Source organism: Acinetobacter sp. ANC_7503 (assembly GCF_056780035.1).
Window position 1 is genome coordinate 573,137 of record NZ_JBWYJA010000001.1, and the last position, 22,191, is coordinate 595,327.

Sequence of the window (22,191 nt, forward strand, 5' to 3'; positions counted from 1 at the left end):
CTAAGCTGCCTACTCGGCAGTGAACGCATCATTTTTACATTCTCCGAGCAGTAATAATTTCTAAGCTGCCTACTCGGCAGTGAACTGTCTGATCCTGAATTGCAAGCGTGGGCAAAATTTCTAAGCTGCCTACTCGGCAGTGAACCTGTTCCAATCCACGGTCATATCGTTGTGATTTTTCTAAGCTGCCTACTCGGCAGTGAACATACACCTTTTAGAACTCTATAAGTCTTTCAAATTTCTAAGCTGCCTACTCGGCAGTGAACGTTTAGCAGCAGTATCTTGTAAAGCAGGGTTATTTCTAAGCTGCCTACTCGGCAGTGAACCATCTTTCGATTTGAGCCCCAAATCTTTTAAATTTCTAAGCTGCCTACTCGGCAGTGAACTATTTGCTTAGCAAAAGTAGGCGCTGAAGCAATTTCTAAGCTGCCTACTCGGCAGTGAACTTTCACGTTAAATTACTGAAATAGCTTTTAAATTTCTAAGCTGCCTACTCGGCAGTGAACACATTTATTTGCTAGAAGTTGCTAAAAATGGATTTCTAAGCTGCCTACTCGGCAGTGAACATTAATATTTTTACTTAAATTTTGATTTTAAATTTCTAAGCTGCCTACTCGGCAGTGAACATTAACTATAAAGCCAAGAAAGTTGATTGTATTTTCTAAGCTGCCTACTCGGCAGTGAACAATAATTTTAAAGCAAAAAATAAAGCTATAACAGTGATTTAGCCCTTAAATCTTTTAAAAGACCCAAGATTTAAACCACTATCATAACCTATTGATTTTATTAAGCTGTTAAAGAGTTAAAAAATATTGGGTTAAAATTCGGGTACAGATGACACCGAACTTAATCCATAAGTGCTAAAAACCTGAGTTTCAGATTTTTCAGCAGATCGCTTTTCAATAAACAATTTAAATCGTTTTTCACTTTGCTGATCTGAAGTGCTTAGACTTTTCATTTCGACATAAGGTAAATTCGTTGTGGTCACCACATTACTATATCTTGCTAATGCTTCATCAAAACCAATATCCCCACGTTTTACACGATGCCGTGCCAAACGCTGTGCATTGGTTTTCACTTGTTTACGCTTGTAAATGGCATAGCCCTTAATATCGCTAGGTACTTCACGAATAGAGGTGATATGTACATAATCATTTAAGTCTAAGTCTTTATACTGCATCCATTTTCGAATATCCAATTTTTTGAAATTGGCTTCAGACTCAGCAAACAAACGTAACTTTGTACCAATAAATCCTATCCCTTTATCTTGATGAAAGCGATATTGAGGAAATGAAAATCCAATATTTACTTTATTGTCAGCATTTTTAACTTCAACCAAAGCAAGATGCAATTGAGGATAAAGTTGTGACCATAATTCATAAGGGGAAAACTTTTCATTTTCCATTAGTGTCACTTCAATGTAATAGTTCATATCCCTTCCTTAAGGTCTAATATCCGTGACATAAGCCAAGCCTTTTTTACCTAAGTAAAAAGATGAAACACCCGCATTTTCAATCTTCTCTTCTAAATCTCTTGCTTGTTCTTTAGTGATATCTAAATGGATTTCTAATTGACCATTATTAGCTTTTGTAAGCATTTTTGTAGGCTCTGAAATTTTCTTTGAGGGAAGCACAAATGGTGAACCCCAAGATTTCTTCTTACCTCCCGTTGAATATCGCGCCATGAAATCTTTTTCAGTAAAAATACCCGATAAAGAAATACCTGTTAATTTTCCTTGTGGCGATAACACAGATCTAACATCATATTCTTTTCTAAGCTGATTGAGCTGCCAATAAAGAAGCAAAGCATATATTGTAGATATATTGATCTTCTCTTCTAATTTATGCATTTCAAAATCAATTAGATCTTTTGCAAATATTTCAAGTAGACTTGGAATTTCTCCCTCTATATTTACAGATCCATTAAAACTAGATAAGCGATTTTTGATGTCTATGGGATGAATTTTTTGCTTAAACTTGGCAAAATCAATTTTCTCATTGTTTAGTACAAATGTAATGATTTCATCTAAATCTAGAAAAAGCACTCCCCACAAATACAAAGAGTAATCAGATGTAAAAGATAAATCTGCTGCTTTTACAATCCCTGTGAAGGCTTTTGGGTCTTCACTATCTTTGCTGATGTTTCTCAAATAAACGATTTCTGAACTTTCTTCTGATTTATCAAAAAATGTAACTTTGGACTCTATTTCTTTAAAAAAATAATCCTCTCTTTGACGAGCCTTAAATAGTTTTTTCTGCTCACCAATTAGGCGATTCAAAATCCCCATAACCGTATTATGAGTAATTCCAACTTCTTTAAAGTTTTTTGGTAACTGCTTTGAAGTTGCAATAAAGTTGCGTTTTAAATCCCCTTCCTCTTTCTCATCTGACAAAAAAGAGTTTCTCCAAGAAGATTCATATTTAATAATGATCTGCATATGAGTTCCTCATTAGACAACTTCATAATAGATAGCATAATCTGTCTGAGGTGCTGTATTTACTTGACTCTGTAGTTTTGGCTGCTTAATTCGCATCATTTTATAACTATCGTTATAATCCACTTCAACGGTATCTACACACATATAGCCTTTTGCTTGTTTAATCACTAACTGTTCAATCATCGTCAGTGTTTCTTTGACTAAAATATCAATCGCAGTATTGTCGAGTAAAATACCTGCTTCATATTCCTTATATATTGACCCTTTTCTTGCATACTTTTCATTAAAAACTGCTTTAGGCTCTCTAGATGGATCTAAACTTTTAATAAAATCTTGAATACGCTGAGCAATCTTTTCACCTGTATTATCTTTATTATCAACAATCATTGCAGCACGATCGAAATTCTTATCAAGAGAAATAAATTGCAACTGCTCAATACTTATTGAACCATAAGCTTCGTATTCAGTATCACCGAAAGTAATTTTTGAAAATATACTGTTACTAGATTCTTCACCTTTTTTATTCAATTCTTTTTCTTTAGAACCTGCACGACCCATCTGTTCGTAATTTCCATTCCCTAATTGATCTACAAAATCAGTAATTAATAAAGCACTTGTACGTTTAAACTGCTCACCTTGAGGAATAACGTAACCTCGTACTAACCCAGTAATAGAAGCGAGTAAATCAACCATAGGCTTATCTTTTGCATTACTTACATCATATGTTTGATCTTTAAAAAGATGATGTCGAATACAATTTTGGCTTATGTATAAACGATTTTTTTCAAAATCTACTTCTCTCGGATCTTTTTTAAATAAATGACCTTTCTCTGACTTTTCTCCTGTTAAATTTGTATATCCACGTAATTTAGGAACACTATGATTTTTAGAATCTTCTCTCATTCCTTCATGACGAATAGCAACATTACCATTCCAATTCACTACCCCATAACCATACGCTGTAATTTTAAAATCTACGCTTTTTACACCTGTTACTTTAGCCATGTTAATTTCCCTCTGGCGTTGTTGTTAAAATATTGAGTTTGTCTAATGTGATTGAACCAATCGGTTGCTGATCGCATACTGCATAATAAATTGCACATTTATGTTGTGCTTTCCCACCACCAATAATATCGAGGTGCTCAGGTATATAACTTAAATAAATTGGATACTCGGGATCACATGCAAGATTTAATAATTTATTGTCACTATATTCTTTCTTTCCTCCAAACATTTGGTGATGTTTTTGATACATATATGCCAATAAATCTTCATCACTTTTTCTTTGCCCATTTGGAGTAATTCCTTGAATAATATTTAAGGACTCCGTCAAATTGTCATATTCCGTCGTATCATCTAATGGTGGCTGATAAGCATATTCATTTTCAAATACAGGCTTGGCATAATCATTCAGGTTCAATTTCGCTAATTGAACAAAACGACTATCGCCACGCAACGAGTTTTTACTGATCTTTGACTTACGTTCAGCCGTTTTTGGTTTTGATACCTTAGTCGGCTCTGTAACTTTGTTATTGATTCGATCAATACTTTTCTTTAAAGCTTTTTGCATATCTTGAGATACAGCTGAATTTTCTTGATCTTGTGATTCATTAAACTGTTTATAAAGTTGATAAAGCTTGGATAATTTGAAGCTTTGTCCTGTAAGTTGATCTTGTAAAAAGTCGTACCAAGCCTTTGTTGTTTGCAAGCAATTGAGTTGATTTAAGAAATATGCCAACGAACCTTTGCAACTGCCATTTTTTACATGTTCAGTAATCGCAACTTTTAAAATATTCAGACTTTCACTTTCACCAAAACGATCTAAACGTCCTAAGCGTTGCAGCATATTTTCAGGCGATGTCATTTCAGTCAGCATGTTTTTAGCTGTAATGTTTAATGACGCTTGGACAATTGGACCACTCCGCAATACCTCAAATTTGTGTGTGCCCTCTTTTTTAAATGACTCATATACTTCATTAAATAAGTCTTTTTTATCAAGACGTTTAAATTTTGAATGAAAAAGCACGCTTTTTTCTTGGTTCTTTTGATAAATAAAGCCCAATTGTGCCGTTAAGGCTGTATTGGAAATAATAAAAGTTTGTGCATCATGGACTTGGTAAAATGGATTTCCTGCAATGATGGATTCATCATAGTCGATAAATTCAATTTTATAGTCACGATCATTAAATGAATCCATTTCAATTAATTGATTATCATCAAACTCTGTTTCTATTTTAAAACCTAATACATTTTGTAAATAATAATAATGTGGTGTTGCTGAAATTAATAAAGCATTTCTCTTATCTTTGCTATTCATTCTCTTATTTGCCACTAATTCTGCAAATAAAAGATTAAATATCTCCATACTTATATACTCATGGTATTCATCAAACACTACATGTGCATTCATAAATGGAATCAAATTATCAACTTTGCTGTGTGTCACAATTGATCCCAATATTTGATCAATCGTTGTGACGACCACATCGCCTTCTAAATATTCATCTTCAGGTGTAACTTTGTCCCAAGCATTGGTAAACTTAAATTCGCCGGTAAAGATTTCTACTTTTGCGTCAGGCAAATAGCTTTCTGTCAGTTCTTGGAAAATCCCTTGACACACTTGTACCCGTGGGCAAATCCAAAATATTTTTTTTGCATTCTTCAGTTTTGCCCACTCCAATGCAATTTTGGTTTTACCACAACCTGCTGGACCTACTAGAACTGCAATATCACGCACATCTGCCAATTTCTGTGCAACTTGGTCTTGTTGAATAGATCGCTCACTACTTGGAAACTTGCTTTTTACTTGTGCTAGATGCTCAGTAAGATTCGATAATATTTCTTGTTCTTGTAACAATTCATCTAAACGTTTTTCAGCAATATATTCTAATAAATTTTGAGCAGATACTTTTTCTTTATTAGATATAATTCTATCAGCACTGATTACACAAGCTCTTAGAATGTTCATTTCAGCTGAAATAGTTATGGCTGAACGAATTTCTTCAGGTTTTGCTTCATTTATATCGTATGCTTTAAATTTTGGTAAATTATGCTGTTTAGCTAAAAAATCTGAATGTAGTTCTTGATCATCTACAGACCATGGTAGTAAATCAAATATATTAATATTATCCTTATCATAATTTTGAGAAATCTGATTTATTCTTTTTAATACAGTTAAAGCACTTTGAAAGAATTGATTAAATCTTTCATCATCTAAAGACGATTTATAGATACTATAAATGCTCTTAACATCTGTGAATTTATCATCTTTTCTATAAAATTTAGCATGATGCCAATAGATAGTATGTTTGAGTAAATTCTTATTTGTAGTATTCATTTTTTTGTGTGAAATCGAATCAAAAAAATGAAAAATCAATAAAGAAAGCTCATTATGTGATGGGTTATCTTCTAAGTGATGCTTTTTATTTTTCACAGTATCAATATGCTGCCCATCTTCAGCTTCATAATCTTTATTTTTAGGATTTCTTAACCAATCTTGAAAATTGATATCAATTTTCCCTAAATCATGCAAACAACCTGCTAAAAATGCAACTTTAGATAAATTGTTATATTCATCGTTATCTACTACTTTTTTAAATAGTTGCTGTGCCAAATAACCAATTGCAAAGCTATGCTCGGCTAAACGCTGTAAATGGGTATTGGCATAAAATTCATCTTGTTTTGCTTTCATTGTAACTACATCCATAAATACATCTTTTTGCGTGCTATTTACTGGCACGACTCCAATGTTATTAAACCTATTCCGATTCCCTACAATCCATAGCAATTCACTTCTGCGTCTACCCCGTATCCAATGACAGCTCACCGCAGTACTTTTAGTCACAGTTTTACGTAGTAACCTTTTAACCGCAATGAGACCATCTTCTGTAATCACAGTTTGCCACGTGTTATCACCAATCCGGTTTGCAAAGGCATCTAAAACACGGCGTGTTCGAGGAATGGCTTTCTTTTCACATTGACTAATAAAGGTAACAATCATAATGCTTCCCCATTCACATCATGATCTTTACCAGCTAGTGCTTTGACTTGATCAAACATGAAATCTAAACATTTATGCTCGGTAAATTTCTGTAAAATCTGTTGACGGAATTCTTGTTCAGTCATTTTTTCTTTGGCACAAATAAAGGCATACGGTAAAACCACTGCATCCTTAATTAAATCCGCCACATCAAACACCAAAGCCCCACGGCGGGTTTTCCCGTGCATCACTGCAAAACCGTGCGGAATTCCAAGTACCCAAAGCGTAGTTGCAGCCAGCCCATAAGCAAGATAATTTCCATGATTTAAGAAATCATTAGCTAAATCACCTTGTTCAGGATTACGACTAAAATCTTTTAAACCCGTCCGTATTACAGCAATTTTATAAAGTTGTTTAGTCATTGCTGCTTCAGCAAGTAGCAAATCACCTACTTTATTTTGTTGTGGAATTTTCTGTGCAAAACCTTCAAGTGCTTGGCTAATGTCTAAATCATCAATATGAAAGCTATAATCTTTTAAATCACGATCTTTAGCCCAAATTTTTTGAATAAATTCAATACGTTAGAGTTGAAACTGTTTTGCAACTTCTAAACGTTTGGCATCATCAAACCAAAACTGCATCCATCCCTGCATATATTCAGTAGGTCGATACTCGCTTTGTGGTGTCATCCATTCAATTTCACAGCCCATAAATAAAGGCGTACCACCGCCACCACAAAATCCAACCAGTACACCTGCACTCGCCAGCATACGCATAGCGGCTTGGGTGATAGAAGTACCCGTTCCAAGCATAATGACTGTGGTATTGGCGATTGGGATATTCCAATATTGATTTTCGTTTTTTGCTTCGGTCAGGTAAAGAACACGCCCATCTTTCTGTATTACACGGCAATGTTCAAGATAGTACAGATTCGCACGCTTTGAATGTAAAATTGCCTTTAAATCTGCAGGGTTTAGTTGTTCCATTTTTTCTTGTTCTTTCGTTGTTTTGATTAACTTTAATTTACAAAAAATTAAATGGACTGAATACGTTAATTTCAAACTTAACGACAACTGATGTCGTCTTTATTAACCCTTTTAAATTGAATGCTTTAAGTGTTACCAGCTCATAGCACAAAGATTTTTTTAATTTAGGTTTTCCCTAAGCTATTTATATTCTTAGATTAGCTCTTGCTCAGTCAGATCAGTGCTTAAAGCTACTTAATGTTATTAACCTAATTTAACCATTAACTCTATCTACATCACTTGATGCTAGTTTTCATACAATTAAACTAGACTTTCTACTCTTTAAAATGAAATATCCCTTTTCAATAAGTAAAATTTGTACGATTAGAGTATATGAGATGCAATATCAGCAACATACGACATTCATTTTTTTACTATATTTTTAAAATAATATTGGTGCGCTCAGCGCGCACCAAACTCAGGAACTATCATATTGTTTTATATTAATAAAAATTAAATACCATTGAGCTTTACCGTAAAAAATACCGTAAAAAAATCTCTTAACTTATTCTAGAGAAGTTAGATTCCCTAAGATGACATGAATTTAGATCAAGGCATAAGCCACGGACTTTTGTTCAAATTTTTCTTGAGAATTTGAAATTGTATACTGAGTTTAACACGTAAATTCTCAATATAAGATGAAACAATATAACATCACATTTTATATTTATTTTTTTCATGTATCATTTAATGGTACAACTTCAGGGTTAAGGTTATGTTTGAAAATATTGATGCTTTAAAAATGAGATTAGATCAGCATCGTCCTCTTTCCTCTGCAATTGTAAAAAATCTACAAGAAGACCTTATTGTTCGTTGGACATATCACTCAAATGCAATAGAAGGCAATACACTTACATTGCTAGAGACCAAAGTCGTTTTGGAAGGCATAACTATTGGTGGAAAAGCTTTACGAGAACATTTCGAGGCAATCAACCATAGAAATGCTATCTACTATGTTGAAGACATTATTCGCAAAGAAGAGCCTTTTTCTGAATGGCAGATTCGTAATATCCATCAACTTATTCTAAAAAACATTGATGATGACAATGCTGGACGTTATCGCCAACAAAACGTATTAATTTCAGGTGCTACGACTACCCCACCCGACTATACATTATTGAATGATAAGATGGCTCAACTTGTCGATTGGTACAACTCCGAAGCACATAAGTTACACCCCATTGAACGTGCAGCTAAAGTACATGCTGATTTTGTTGGAATTCATCCATTCATTGATGGTAATGGGCGTACATCACGCCTATTGATGAATCTAGAATTACTTAAAGCTGGTTATCCACCTTGTGTTATTACAGTAGAAAATCGTTTGGCTTACTATGAGGCTCTTGATCAGTGGATGGCTTACGGAAAAACCGAAGCCTTTATCAATTTAGTCTCCGATACAGTGCTAGAAGGATTTAAACCATATCAAGTGGTATTAGGTATTTAGCAAAGCTTGTACGGTAGCTCGGACAAAAATGAGACTGTAAATTAAATTGTGTAATTGCCTGAATTTGCTATGTTCATATTCACAACGGAGTCAGGCAACATGATGAACGAACAAAAACTAAAAGACCTTGCTGCAGAATTTGCTAAAGGAATCAAAACAGAAGAAGATCTCAATCAATTCACCCAATTGTTGACTAAACTCACTCAACATCATCCGACGGTTCCATCGAGTTCAGCCACTGCCAAAGCCATCAATTACAGCCTAAAACGTTGGGAACGTCTTAAGCCATTATCTGGATGATGGCAATCTACCTATTTGCAATAATTGGGTAGAGAACCAAATGCATCCCTGGGCTTTGGGGCGTAAGAACTAGTTATTTGCAGGTTCGCTGCGCAGTGGTCAGCGAGCGGCGAACTTCATGACCCTGATTCAATCAGCAAAACTGAATGGGCTGGATCCGTATGCCTATTTAAGTGATGTACTGAAAAGGCTGCCGACACATAAAGTGACTCAAATAGAAGAATTACTGCCACACTGCTGGAAACCTGAACCGAATTAAAAATAGGTATGGGGTTCAGCGAACGCTTACAAACAGCGTAATACGTCAGGCGATCAAAAAGCGTAAAGTCTTTCCAACGGATGATTCTGTACGTAAAGTGATTTACCTGGCAATTGATGCAGCGGCTAAAAAGTGGAATATGCCTATCTTGCGCAGCAGTGCTGCTCATGGCGTTTAGCTATGAGTCGCTTTATTATTGAATTCGGTGACCGCTTAAGTGTATTAGTTCAGACTTGATCGTACATTCTTCTTGAAAAAGAGAAAGTTACCCGTTTTGATAAAGGTGTCGAAATCTTAATCAAACAAAGGTAACTTTCTTATGTTGCATACTAACAATCAAATCATTAAACACAAAGTAGGTCTGCTCAATTTAGCTGAAGAGCTTCAGAATGTATCCAGAGCATGCAAAGTGATGGGTGTTTCAAGAGATACATTTTATCGCTATCAAGAGTTAGTGAAGTCTGGTGATATTGACGCACTGATCAATAAATCCCGTCGAGTACCAAATTTTAAAAACCGTGTAGATGATGCTACTGAACAGGCTGTTATTGATTTCGCAATTCAATATCCCGCATATGGTCAGCACCGTACTAGTAATGAATTACGCAAGAAGGGTGTATTCGTTTCAGGGAGTGGGGTTCGCTCTATATGGCTTCGTCATGATTTAGAAAACTTTAAGAAGCGTTTAAAAGCACTTGAGGCTAAAGTGGCACAGGATGGTATTGAATTAAATGATCAGCAGATTGCGGCACATGAAGTAAGCATGAGGAGGACGTTGCTTGTGGTGAAATCGAAACAGCTCATCCAGGCTATTTAGGCGCGCAAGACACCTTTTATGTCGGGAATCTCAAAGGTGTTGGACGAATCTACCAACCAACATTCATCGACACTTATAGCAAGGTCGTTCATTGCAAGCTCTATACAACAAAAACACCGATTACAGCGGCTGATTTACTCAATGATCGTGTGTTGCCATTTTATCAATCTCAGGACTTACCAATGCTTCGCATCCTCACAGACAGAGGTACTGAGTATTGCGGTAAGGTAGAACAACATGACTATGAGTTGTATCTGGCAGTTAATGATATTGATCACACGAAGACAAAAGCAGCTTCCCCGCAAACAAATGGTATATGTGAGCGTTTCCATAAGACGATTTTGCAGGAGTTCTATCAAATTACATTTAGGAAGAAGCTTTATAGCTCATTGGAAGAATTACAAGTTGATCTAGACGATTGGCTGAAATTCTATAATACTGAACGAACTCATCAAGGAAAATGTGCTGTGGTCCTACACCACTTGAAACTTTACTTGATGGAAAACGGATTTGGGCTGAGAAAAATTTAGCTCAAATTTAACCTTACAGGCACAATAAAAAATGGGTAACTGTCAGATCAGGTTTGAGCTAGTACAGCTTAAGCAATCACCTTTAATTTATGAAAAGCAATTACACAAAATTATTTACACGCTCCTTCCGTAGGCTAGAAATATAATTTCTAATTTTAGAACCTATTATTTTTAGGAAGGATTACCTAGGTTACATAGAGAAACCTAGATAAATAATAAGAGCAATTAATAATAGATTAATAATACTTATTCCTAAAGTCATCGTCTGCATTTTTTATATTTTGCCAATTGGTCTTTAATGTTTTCATCAAATGCTTTTAATTCTGAAGCTTGCTGATCTAAACGATTTTGTTGAAACTCTTGCAGCTGATTGATATTGTTTTGCTGTTTATTTAATGACAGATCTGATGAAGACTTAATTTGTTCAATGAGTTACAGTATAACAGCATCTTGTTTATTAGATATCTTTGTTTGAAAATCGATCAATAATGTTGAAATTAATTCAGATTGAGAATTCAAAGAGCTTATATGTTGATTAGATAAACTCTAGACCTCTTTCATAAATCAAAAACTGATCTATCTTTAGTTGATTATTTGTACCGAAGAATTTTAAATCTTCATGCATAATCTGCGGATGAAATACATTGATTCAAAGAAGCTTTCTGAAACACAGTTTAAGCGATACACAGGCATCTCATGGTCAACCTTTGATTCAATGGTTGAACAACTAAAAATGTATGTCCCTACTAAAGGTAGACCAACTAAATTGAGCACAGAAGATCAAATCCTTCTGTGTTTAAGTTATTGGCGCGAATACAGAACCTTATTCCATGTTGCAACAAGTTTTGGTGTGTCAGAGCCCACTGCTTCAAGAGTCGTACGTCATGTAGAAGACTGCCTGATCAAGTCCAATCTATTTAATTTACCGAAGAATTTGCCTGAAGGTGAAGGCATCGACTGGAATGTGGTGATTGTTGATGCCACAGAAATACCAATACAAAGACCTAAAAAAACAGAAGAAAAGCTATAGTGGCAAAAAGAAAGCGCATACCTTTAAAGTACAGGCCATTATTCATTATAGAACTCAGCAAATTCTGAGTTTATGTACAAGTCGTGGAACGGTACATGATTTCGAGCTCTTCAAACAGAACTTAAATCAAATTCCTGCAAATACCTTTATTCTTGCAGATAAAGGCTATCAAGGGATCTATGCAGTGTATCCAAATAGTCTATTGCCATTAAAAGCAAAAAAGCGCTGTAAACTACATCCTGAGCTAAAACTTTATAACCAAGAAATCAATAAAAGAAGAATTGGGATTGAGCATGTATTTGGAACTTTGAAGACCTTCAAAATCCTTGCCGAGCGATATCGTAATCGAGGAAAAAGACTGGGTTCAAGATTCAATTTAATTGCTGGAATATACAATATGGAACTGAGTAAAAAATGAATTATGAAAGAGGTCTACTCATTATGTATTCGATTAAAATAAGCCAACCCTCCAACTAACAGAGTTATTGGGTTAAGCAAGATTCAAATTACAATAAAGTATAAAAACAATTCTTATCATAAAGTTACTTTGGTAAAACATGCTCCCTTTAAATTATTCTCTTCATATATATTTTTTATTCTTTGACTCACTATGATAGTCGTTTTCTCTTTTTCTAATCTAAATAAATCGGCATTATCAACTTTTGAGGCATCAATAGTTAATTTAAAAAAAGCTCTATATTGCCCAGCTAGATCAGGTCTTACAGGATCATTCTCAATAAATTTTTGAAATTCAGAATTAACTTCATCTACACAGTCATATGTTAAAAAATCTACTAAAAGATAAAATCTTTGTGTTAATTGTTTTTCGAAAGATAATGGCACGATTAAAAAGTCATCAATTTGAATTCTTTCTAATAATTGAGCAAATTTTTCACTAACTATACAAAATCCATATAATGTCGTAGAAAAATCTACTTCTTCATTACCACTTTCAATAGTTGCTATATATTTTTCATGCCTATCAGTAGAATAATTTTTTAAGAAATCATCCCAATTCAACTGAGCTTTTGGATTATTAAAATTACTAATCTCAGTAATAAAATACTGATTGGGAAAATTATAAAAATCTGCCTTAATTTCATAGTAGTCCATTATCTGTCCTATTTCTTAAGTAACCAAAGATTAACTGTTGTGCCGGGTGTAATAGCTTCCATCTTTATTCTACCTAATGTTCCTATTACTGCATTACGATATTCAATTGTATTTGGTTTTAACCCTCTAACTGCAGTAGCTAAGTTTTTTTCAACATATGCATGATACTCTTGTGGATGCGGTCCTTTATGGCCAGGGACTGCAACTAAGTTCTCTACTGACTTATTAATATCTAAGCCCGAACCTTCAAAATACTTTTGAAACTTAGGTGTCCACGGTCCACCTCTAACAGTACTTTCGCAGTTTTTATTTGTACAAATATGATGTACCGGCCCTCCCCCCTTAAGCTGAATGATTTCCTTATCTTTCATTGCTTGTGCAACATTTTTTCCAGCTTTGATATCAACACCTACTGCCAAATCAACAGCAGCAGAAACCTTATCAAACCAAGTAGCTGTAGGACTGATTAAAGTACTAATATTATCAGTGATATCTATTATTTCTTGTGCACCTGCATCTCGAAACATTTTTGTTATATCACTTGATTGCAGAGGCTTATTTGAAGGCCAAACTTTTATTTGATCCAAAACTTTCTTAGCAATTTTAGCTCCAGATGTTCCTAATTTTGGCAATGAATTATTTTCTACAGCGATATCTGCACTATTAGCTGCTGTATTTACATCATATCCTGCAAAGGCAGCAGTCGTTCCAGCGATAAGTTTACTTGTATCTTTTATGCGAACTCTCTCATCATCAGTTAAATCTAATGCAGTTTTCTCTTGTGGAATCATTAACTGAGCTACAATTTCTCCCACACCGGCTCCAATTGCTGCCGCTTCACAACTTGCTTTTGTTGCGGCTGCTGCCGCACAACCAACAGCAGCATGGGCAATTTTGTGAACTATGTATTCAAGAGCATTCGGATCAACTTTATCTAGACTTGTACCGATTTGACTCGCCAGTTCTCCCTGTAATGCTCCGGCCAAACCGGCTAATAAAGCGATCTGTAAATTATCCTCAAGATTTCCCCCTTTGATAGCAGTTTGTACTAAAGTAGATCCTACTGAAGATGTAAAATTATTCATTAGTCTATCTGATATAAGAGTACTATCAGGTTTTAAGTTTAATGCTGTACTGACTTGACTTAATAACCCAGCAGTCACAACACTAGCAACTAGGTTCTTTACAGCATCTTTACTACCTAAATCCTTTAATGTTGCTCCAAGATCACCACCATTATTTACCAAACTTACACTAGCTTGAGAAGCAAGTGAGGTTACAAAAGCATTTGCCATAGCTGTTGTAGTTGTTGTAGTAGTTCCAAATATGGCAGCTCCAGCTCCAGCAGTTCCCGCTCCCATCGTTGCAATTGTTACTACTATGACCAAAAGTGCAGCTCCAGCTCCAGTTAAGCCTTGTGACTTATAATCCCAATCTTTCTGAGCTAAAATAACAGTATTCCAGTTAACGTCTTTTCTATTTACGAATTCTTTTAAATACGCATTCCCTGGCTGATTAGCCAGTTTTAAAATCTCATCACGGATAACAACTTTATTTTGATCTTTTTCAGAAATTGGGATTTGAATACTTAAGCCCCCAGCTGCTTTAAATGTTGGTAAGACTGGCCCATTAAATTGTGGAAGTTTTGCTGTTTCAGTAATTGAACCTTTATCCTGCATAGACTGCCAGACAACTGAATTTTTTTCTTTTTTAAGTAATTCGGTGATATTAGTTTTTGCGGCAATTAATTCAAGCTTTCCGCCTGCCTCAATAGTTGCACTCTTTAAATACTCAAACTCTGTTCCAACTAGACGTGTATCAAAGCCTGATTTAGTACCAATATAATCAGCTTTTAATGATGCAGGAAGTTCTGTCACTTGTGTACGAGTTGCATTTGTCTTTGATGAATTATATTTAATTCCTGCAAATGAAGACTTTTTCGTGATATCAATATTACTGCTTGTAGACTCTTCTACCGTATAAAAATTAAGATTTCCTCCAGCTTTTATAGAGAGAGAGCCACCATTAGCTGTGAATTTCCCTGAGTAAATGTCAATACTGGTATCTTTATTTTGATCCTTACTCTCGATTTTTATATTTTTTCCGTAAATATCTACAGAAGCAGCATTTGCTGTATTATTTTCTGTAACTGTGGTGATATACTTTTTCTTTAAGCCACCCCAAGATTTTTTCTTCTCAGTTTTAGTATGCCGGTCATAGCTTTGTTCAATTGCTGCATCAAATAAAATACTTCTATTTGATTCAATATTAATATTACCTTGAGATATCATTCCTGTCGCTTGCATCACTAAATTATCATCAGCTGTTAAACCAACAGTTCTGATATTTATGCCTTTATTCCCATTAATTATAGTTGGGCTTACTAAAGTTCTCATACTATAATTAGCATCACCTTCATTTCCTTGATCGTAAAAGTTTGTATGACCATCTAAAATCATGCTAACTGTAGTATGTTTAGCTATAGTCGAGGTGCTAGGCGTCGCTGTTAATGTGTATTTTTCTGGTAATACTCCATGTGCCTCTAAATTAATTTGTCCAGCTTTTGCTGTTAGCTCACTTCCACTGATAGATAACCCTTTAGCTGATGTTATGCTGATGTTACCCATATTGGATGTTAGTAATGTAGCAGCATGCTCGTAGCCATTTTTCTTATCTATAAAAAATTTCTTATCACTTTCAAATTCTTCTACTTCTTTCTGAAGTTGAGACATTAATATTATAATATCTTCATATTTAGTATAAGCTTGTTCTAATAATTGCTGTCCATAGGATACCATTGCGTACCCATTATTAGTCTCTCCTAGCTGTACACGTGCGAATCCTTGTTCAATCATAGCTTGTGCTTTTTTCTTATTTTCTACTAAAATTTTATATCTTTCTGTATTTTCTATCTCTGCTTTAGCAGCATAAACAATTTGAATCTGATCTTCTAATTTTTTTAAATAACTATTATTTATTTTTTGGTTAAAAACATTTTTTACTCCATCAATTAATATATCACCAGAACCAGAAATAATATTGATATCACTTTTTGAGTTTAACTGAGCACCTTGTAACTCTATATTTGAGCCTTCTAATTTAATCCCCCCTCCAGCAGTATTGAGCTTAACAACTTGTTCCGAACCATTGCCTTGTGTACCACCATAACCTGCTAATTTTAATACGCCGTTCTTTGCAACTAATTCAATATCCCCTACTGCCGAGAGCTTTATGATCTTTGGATCAATGGTTAAACCGTTTGTTCCCGTGGCCTGAATACTTAAGTCGCCATTCAGACTGTTCAGCTTCGTATCATTTTTTAATAAGTCACTTCCAGTGGCATTGAAGACCAGACCTGGCTTCATAAATAAATTTGTGGTTTCTAATAAAATAGCACCACCTGTCAATTGAGCATTCTGCATTACCTGGTTGCCTGTAGCAGTAAGTGACAAGATACCCTTTGCTGTTAAATTAGTTTTAGCTGATGGATGCCACACTGTAGCTGTCGGCGTATAATCCGCATTCAGATACAGGGTTCGTTTTGAATTAACCGCTAAATGTTGATCTGAGTTCGCTGTGATATTTTTAAGATTCAAAATATCTTTGGCGTAAATTTCAGTATTCCCCTTAGACTGCAGCTTACTGTCTGCAACACTGAGCATACCTGCTTCACTATTTAAATGCAGTTGATCCACAGTTGAGGTCAATACAGTATTCTTAATATCAATATTACCCTTTTTAGTTCCGATTGATACAGATTGACCTTTGAGCTGATTGCTAAGAGTAGTGTCATATCCATTATCTCCACCACCAACAACCACATCAATATTGGAATCCAGATTTACACCATTTTGTCCAAGGATCTTTAAATCACCTTTAACTGAAGTTAAATCTGCTGAGTTAACACTGACTGTACCTTTTTCCGCACTAGCAATTACAATCCCTTGAGCTGCGTTAATCACGGTCTTATCTGTAATCTGTTCATCACGATCGGCCTGGGGCGCGGGCACAGTGGTTTGGACCGAATTCAAGTTTACATTTTCATGGGCGATGATCGATGCATGGCCTGTAGTGGAGTTAACTTTCAGACTTTGTGCCTGAATACTGCCCTGTAATGAGGCTAAATTGACATCTTTGACTGCAGTTAACGATGTGCCTTGTGCTAAAGACATGGCATTATAAGTCGTTAAGTCAATGCCCTGATCTGACTTTACTGTTGTGTTCAAGTTTAGAGTATCAGACTGGGTGACAATACCATTGGCTGCATGGAGCGCTGTACCCGCAAGCTCTAGTCCTTGCTTGGCTTCAAGTTGTAGTTTTCCTGAAATCTTAGCTAAGGGTTTCGCTTTATTATCCCAAGTCAGATTTTTGCCACTGTAGACATTGATATCTTTTAAACGTGTAGCATTATTGACCAAGTTAAAGCTTAAGTTTTTAAGACTGATATCACCTGAGCCATAGATATTTAAGTCTTTACCGGCATAGAGTGTTCCACCATCTACTTGGAGCAAATGTGCCTCTTCAGCTGACTGGACATTGATTGAACCACTCGTGGCCTGTAGGGTATTTCCTATTAGTTTCAGATCTTTGTTGGCATTTAAATTTAAATCTTTCGCAGCGATCAGTCTTGCTGTGCTGTTACTCACCAAACTTTCATTGGCATTAATATTGGCAGAACCACGGTTACTACGTAGCTCTGAATTTGCTGCCAGACTGATCCCTTTAGCATCGACATATAAGTCCCCATTTGTACTGAGGTTATTGATTTTGGTCCCAGTGGCTAAGTTTAGATTACCTTGAGCTCCAATAATCAATGCTGCTGAGTTCAGAGTTGTGGCATCATAATTTAGCGTAATATCTTTTGCATTCAGATTTAAATTATTACCTGAATCAATATTAATTAAACCATAACTATTTACTGATCCACTTATAGCAATATCCGCAGCAGCTCCTGTTCCGATACTGGCAACACTGACCAAACCATTCTTTCTATCTGTGGTTGAGATTGTTCCGCTATGAACAATTTTACCAGCGTTGGTCACCACTATATTATTTACAGCTTGCAGGGTACCGGCATTCGTGACACCTAAGCCCTTTTCATTCCCCATCAGGAAGATGTTATTGGCATACATCCCGCCCAAACTTTTAATATCTACTGCCAATGCAGGTGCTGCGACTGTTGAGGTTTTACTCTCAATACTCTCAAGGTCGGCTGAGATGGTATTTGCACCTGTGATGACATTAATGTCTTGATTGGCATGCAGTTGTGCATTCAAGTCTAACGCACGTGCATAAATATCTACATAATCGGCATTATTGTTGTTCCCACCTAAACCTAAAGTTGAACCTGTGTTGGCTGTAACCGTCACCTTACCTTGGTCTACAACAAATTGCTTTAGGCTTCCATCCGCATTTAGCTGTGCCTTGCCTGTGGTAAAAATGGCCTTATTGGCATTAATAAAACCGCCACCTTTAATATTAATACCAGCTGGGTTAGCAATAACGACATCTGCACGTTGACCTGCAACCTCAAGATTTCCTTCAAAACGGGTTGCTGCAGTTGAATTGATTTCATTTAAAATAAGCCGTGCTTCACCTTTAGCTAAAAATGGGTTTGCTCCTACATTCCCAACAGTGGCGGAACCTGCACCTGTACGGCTGTTATTCAAGACTACACCATTACTCAGCACATCCATTTGTTTATAGATGTTGTGGGAGACACCATTTACTGGGGTTTGAATGTTGACTACAGGTACATTTTGACCTTGGCTATTCTTCCCCACGCCTACGACTGGACGGTTCGCTGTATTAGCCGCCGGATCTGCCTGAATCTGTGCATATACAGGCGCTACAGACATCCATATACTCATGCTGGCCACCAAGCTTTTCACCACCCAATGCTGGTGTAAAGCTGTACTATCATGAGTTCCTGGAGATATCGCTATTTTTGCACTCTCCCCAGCAGTTTTGGTTTGGCTTTTACTATTTTCCCCTACAGCGATGAACATATTGCGGGCTTTGCTGAAAATGATGCGATAAAGATTTTTATTCATTGAAAGTACTTCTATTTTTAAATCAAGTTTTTAAATTCAAAGGTTTAAAAGGAATAATTCAGGCTAAAGCCTGTAATAAACTCTTTTTTCATACGCTGTGGTGCAACCAGTCCGTGTCCAACAAAAGCATCCAGATATAGCTGCTGATAGTAGCTACGTACTCCCATAACTCCCCCAGCTAAATAACGCTGCCCTGCAATACTGTGCTCTCCAGTAACCCAACCCTGATCCACCCCTAGATAGACTTGGCTGTTAAAGGGAGTGTTGATATTTATTTCTTGCTGCAGGAAATGACCATTATCTCCAGATAACATAATTTCCCCATCGAAGCCGCGAACACTATAGCGGCCACCAATATAGAAGCGGTCTTGGGGCACCAAGACCTTGGGGGCATACTGCCCTTTCCAATTGATGCGGTATTGAGCTGCCTGATTGAATAAATTAAAAGGATAATTTATTCGTAAGTCAGCGCTCCAGAGTGGTGCACGTGAGTAACCTTCGACCGGAAGTGGATTTCCAAAAATGTCGGTAATTTCTTCTTCTGGCGCAGCCAGTGAATTAAAAGCGCCCACCCCTCTTCGATAATCTAACCCGACATCGACTAAGGTATTGCCGATATAGTGCTTATGCTGAATACCCGCATGCCAGCCGGCTGTACGTCGATGCTGAACACTGATTTCAATATCTTCAATATAGTTGCGGTTTTGTTTTTGATAAAATTTGCCATATACGGAAGTTTTATATTGGGTTCCGCGTAACAACATTTTAGACAAGGTGATATTAGCCTGCTGACTTTCACCACTGTATAAAATCGGACTCTCATAACCCGCAACATACTGATCGTATTCATACCAGTTGTAAGTTGCACTCAAGTCAAAAGTCTGGAACGGTAATTGATAGCTAGCAAAGTAACTTTTATTACGGTCTTGATCAAAATCATCAAGTGAATGGCTGAAATTAAGATACAGCCTGTCATTCATTCGGGCAGGATTATTCAGGGTCAGTCCAATGTTACCAATATATTGGCCAGTGCTTTTATTACCCGAATCATCTACAGACATGCTAACATTAAGTTTTTTATAAGGTTGCGTGCTAATCAGAATATTACTGTGCCCTACTGCTGTTGCTTCTGTAGCGGGCTCTATTTGAATATCAACCTCTAATCCAGATACTTTTTTTAAATTTTCTAATGCTTGGTCTAATAAACGAATATTAAGAATATCGCCTTCTGTAAAAGGAAGGGCTGTCTTTAACTGCAGAACTGAAATATCAGGCCCATTATGACTGATCTTAGCTATACGTCCTGGCACCAATTCAAATCTTAATATCCCTTGAGTCATATCCTGTTCAGGCACCACAATTTGAGTCGTGACAAAACCTTTCTTGATCAATTCATTCTGAGCGAATCTCACCACATTCTGTAAACTCTTAGTACCTATACACTGCCCTATAATTTGACCATTTTTTTTATTGAGTAATTTAGTCAAAAAAACAAAAGCATCTGTCGTCTTTGGTTTCAAATCATCTACGTCTAAAACTATTCTTTGGATATCAAAACAAGGGATTTCATCAATAATTAGTGATTTCTGTTTAGCTAAATTATCAGTTTTAGGTTTAATATTAGTTTGTGTATCTAGCTGCTGTTTTAAATCTTTTAACCGCTGGTCTTGCCTAATCAATTCGGGTAAAAAAATCTCTTCAGGAAATAAAGGCTTTACACTAGAAGTACTCACATTTTGACTAGCAGCACACACAGTATTTAAAGTAAAAAAACAACTCAAACTTAGATAAAAAAAAATTTTCATTTTTAACGATTATTATTATAAAATTAAACATTGTGACGAAATCTACTTTATTTATCCATAATCCTCAATACCACAAATCTTTACTTTTTTTACTTTTTTGTTAATTTAGCTTCGTTGCACCATTTTTAGAGAGTATGACACTTATCGAAAATTCAATTACAATTAATTCCTCACCCTAAGTCTCTGTTACTTGAACAACGCACATCGACTGCTGCGAATCTGTTAGATGCATAGTGTAATTCTTCAGTACTTATATGGGGAGTTATTAGAACAGCTATATCAAATATATAATTTATTGTTTTTGATATTTTTTAATTTAGATTTTAAAATTTACAGCTTCAATTAATTTTTTAATCGGAATTTTATTATTTTACAATGTAGTTAGCTTAGAGGTGGTGGCAATTGAACTCACCCGAAATCTTTAATGAAATCTTGCAATTAAAAAATTTGAAGTACTAGATTTTTACCCCAATTTACCCCATCATCTTTTCGAACAAAAATTCTCTATTTATAAAAATGTTTAAAACAGAAAATTACTATCGTGTCGATTATTTAGGTGAAGAAGGCATTACAGAAACATGTCTATTAAGCCTGCACAATTTGATCCAAACTCATGCAGATCTAAGTTACGCTCTATTGCTGACAAGTGAACAATCTCATGCCTTTATCCTGAAAGATCTAACCGAAAATTATTATGTCATTCGCTCTGGCTTTACATCGGGTTATTTCGGAGAAGGACCTAAAGGTCTAGCAGTAGCTCTGTCTCTTTTAAAGAGGCATCATATTGAAACTGAAGAAATTCTAGTATCCACAAAACTCCTTAATAAATTGAATAGCTCATCATTGAGTGATCAGGACATCGAATTTATTTTTCAGCAAAAAATCATTCGTCCTATTCGTCTGCATGATTATATATATCCTTTCGAAAATGAAGCAGCCCACACTGTTAATTCAAAGCGTTACTACCCTTTAGAACTACCCTACTCGATTATTGATGACAGAATTTTTGACTTAGCGTTACTGTTTAAGCAAGATCCCGACTCTGCTTTAACAAAAGCGTATAAACGTCTTGAAGATATTGTTCGTACACGTACAGGTATCCGTGAGCATAGCACCAAGCTATTTGCACAAATCTTTCAAGGTGAAAATGCCATCCTCACTTGGGACGTACCTGATAATGCAGAAATCAAAGGCCGAGTAAATTTATTTACGGGTGCATACATGGCATTCAGGAATGCTCGTGCCCATCGAGAAAAAGATGAAAACATAATTCATCAGTATCGAGAGTTTTTATTAATTAATGAACTCTATTTACTCGAGCAAGAGGCTATTTTGATTCAACCCAAAGAATAAGTCTAAAGTGTGAGTTCAACTTCCATAACTTTATAAGTATACT

At 35.7% G+C, this 22,191-nt stretch carries 11 protein-coding genes, 4 pseudogenes and 1 CRISPR repeat array (1 of these 16 running past the window's edge); of the genes and pseudogenes, 7 read left to right on the forward strand and 8 right to left on the reverse strand.

The features are described 5' to 3' along the window. Positions 1-686: direct repeats of the CRISPR family, unit length 29 nt; unit sequence ATTTCTAAGCTGCCTACTCGGCAGTGAAC (it extends 64 nt beyond the left edge of the window). A 131-nt stretch (positions 687-817) separates the two neighbouring features. The 5 genes and pseudogenes from cas6f to cas1f form a co-directional block, all read right to left on the reverse strand. Next, on the reverse strand, positions 818-1,432 hold the full coding sequence (cas6f, locus tag AC1M9M_RS02920; RefSeq protein ID WP_481595548.1) for a type I-F CRISPR-associated endoribonuclease Cas6/Csy4: 615 nt from the start codon (positions 1,430-1,432) through the stop codon (positions 818-820). 9 nt (positions 1,433-1,441) lie between these two features. Further along, entirely contained in the window at positions 1,442-2,437 is a 996-nt protein-coding gene (gene cas5fv / locus AC1M9M_RS02925; RefSeq protein ID WP_481595549.1) for a type I-Fv CRISPR-associated protein Cas5fv, read from the reverse strand. A gap of 12 nt (positions 2,438-2,449) precedes the next feature. Continuing rightward, positions 2,450-3,442 carry a type I-Fv CRISPR-associated protein Cas7fv gene (gene cas7fv / locus AC1M9M_RS02930; protein ID WP_481595550.1) on the reverse strand — a complete coding sequence of 331 codons (993 nt, stop codon included), beginning with the start codon at positions 3,440-3,442 and terminating at the stop codon, positions 2,450-2,452. 1 nt (position 3,443) lies between these two features. Then, on the reverse strand, positions 3,444-6,437 hold the full coding sequence (locus tag AC1M9M_RS02935; protein WP_481595551.1) for a CRISPR-associated endonuclease Cas3'': 2,994 nt from the start codon (positions 6,435-6,437) through the stop codon (positions 3,444-3,446). Beyond that, positions 6,434-7,402 (reverse strand): annotated as a pseudogene (gene cas1f, locus AC1M9M_RS02940) (type I-F CRISPR-associated endonuclease Cas1f). The gene AC1M9M_RS02935 and the pseudogene cas1f overlap by 4 nt, the downstream one beginning before the upstream one ends. 754 nt (positions 7,403-8,156) lie before the next feature. Here cas1f and AC1M9M_RS02945 point away from each other — a divergent pair. The 6 genes and pseudogenes from AC1M9M_RS02945 (at position 8,157) to AC1M9M_RS02970 (ending at position 12,242) form a co-directional block, all read left to right on the forward strand. Then, positions 8,157-8,888, forward strand: a complete 732-nt coding sequence (locus tag AC1M9M_RS02945) for a Fic family protein (RefSeq protein WP_481595552.1) — start codon at positions 8,157-8,159, stop codon at positions 8,886-8,888. Between the two features lie 219 nt (positions 8,889-9,107). Continuing rightward, positions 9,108-9,447 (forward strand): annotated as a pseudogene (locus AC1M9M_RS02950) (transposase domain-containing protein); the annotation flags it as partial. Positions 9,448-9,478: 31 nt separating this feature from the next. Further along, positions 9,479-9,684, forward strand: a pseudogene (locus AC1M9M_RS02955) (IS256 family transposase); the annotation flags it as partial. An 82-nt stretch (positions 9,685-9,766) separates the two neighbouring features. Beyond that, positions 9,767-10,805, forward strand: a pseudogene (locus AC1M9M_RS02960) (IS481 family transposase). Positions 10,806-11,428: 623 nt separating this feature from the next. Then, positions 11,429-11,824 carry a transposase family protein gene (locus AC1M9M_RS02965; RefSeq protein WP_481595553.1) on the forward strand — a complete coding sequence of 132 codons (396 nt, stop codon included), beginning with the start codon at positions 11,429-11,431 and terminating at the stop codon, positions 11,822-11,824. Then, positions 11,772-12,242 (forward strand): transposase family protein, encoded by a 471-nt coding sequence (locus AC1M9M_RS02970; protein ID WP_481595554.1) that lies wholly within the window; start codon positions 11,772-11,774, stop codon positions 12,240-12,242. Before AC1M9M_RS02965 ends, AC1M9M_RS02970 begins: the two co-directional genes overlap by 53 nt. Before the next feature lie 116 nt (positions 12,243-12,358). Here AC1M9M_RS02970 and AC1M9M_RS02975 read toward each other — a convergent pair whose 3' ends face one another. The 3 genes from AC1M9M_RS02975 to AC1M9M_RS02985 are packed head-to-tail and all read right to left on the reverse strand — an operon-like array spanning position 12,359 to position 20,795. Beyond that, complete coding sequence (locus tag AC1M9M_RS02975) at positions 12,359-12,937, reverse strand: imm11 family protein (RefSeq protein WP_481595555.1); 579 nt, start codon at positions 12,935-12,937, stop codon at positions 12,359-12,361. An 8-nt stretch (positions 12,938-12,945) separates the two neighbouring features. After that, positions 12,946-18,990 (reverse strand): two-partner secretion domain-containing protein, encoded by a 6,045-nt coding sequence (locus tag AC1M9M_RS02980; RefSeq protein ID WP_481595556.1) that lies wholly within the window; start codon positions 18,988-18,990, stop codon positions 12,946-12,948. Between the two features lie 44 nt (positions 18,991-19,034). Next, the gene (locus tag AC1M9M_RS02985; protein ID WP_481595557.1) at positions 19,035-20,795 is read right to left on the reverse strand and encodes a ShlB/FhaC/HecB family hemolysin secretion/activation protein; all 1,761 of its coding nucleotides are present in this window, start codon (positions 20,793-20,795) and stop codon (positions 19,035-19,037) included. A gap of 516 nt (positions 20,796-21,311) precedes the next feature. Between AC1M9M_RS02985 and AC1M9M_RS02990 the strand changes: the two genes are divergently transcribed. After that, a complete protein-coding gene (locus tag AC1M9M_RS02990) occupies positions 21,312-22,148 on the forward strand; it encodes a TIGR02391 family protein (RefSeq protein WP_481595558.1) in 837 nt (278 codons plus the stop codon). The last annotated feature ends 43 nt before the right edge of the window (positions 22,149-22,191 follow it).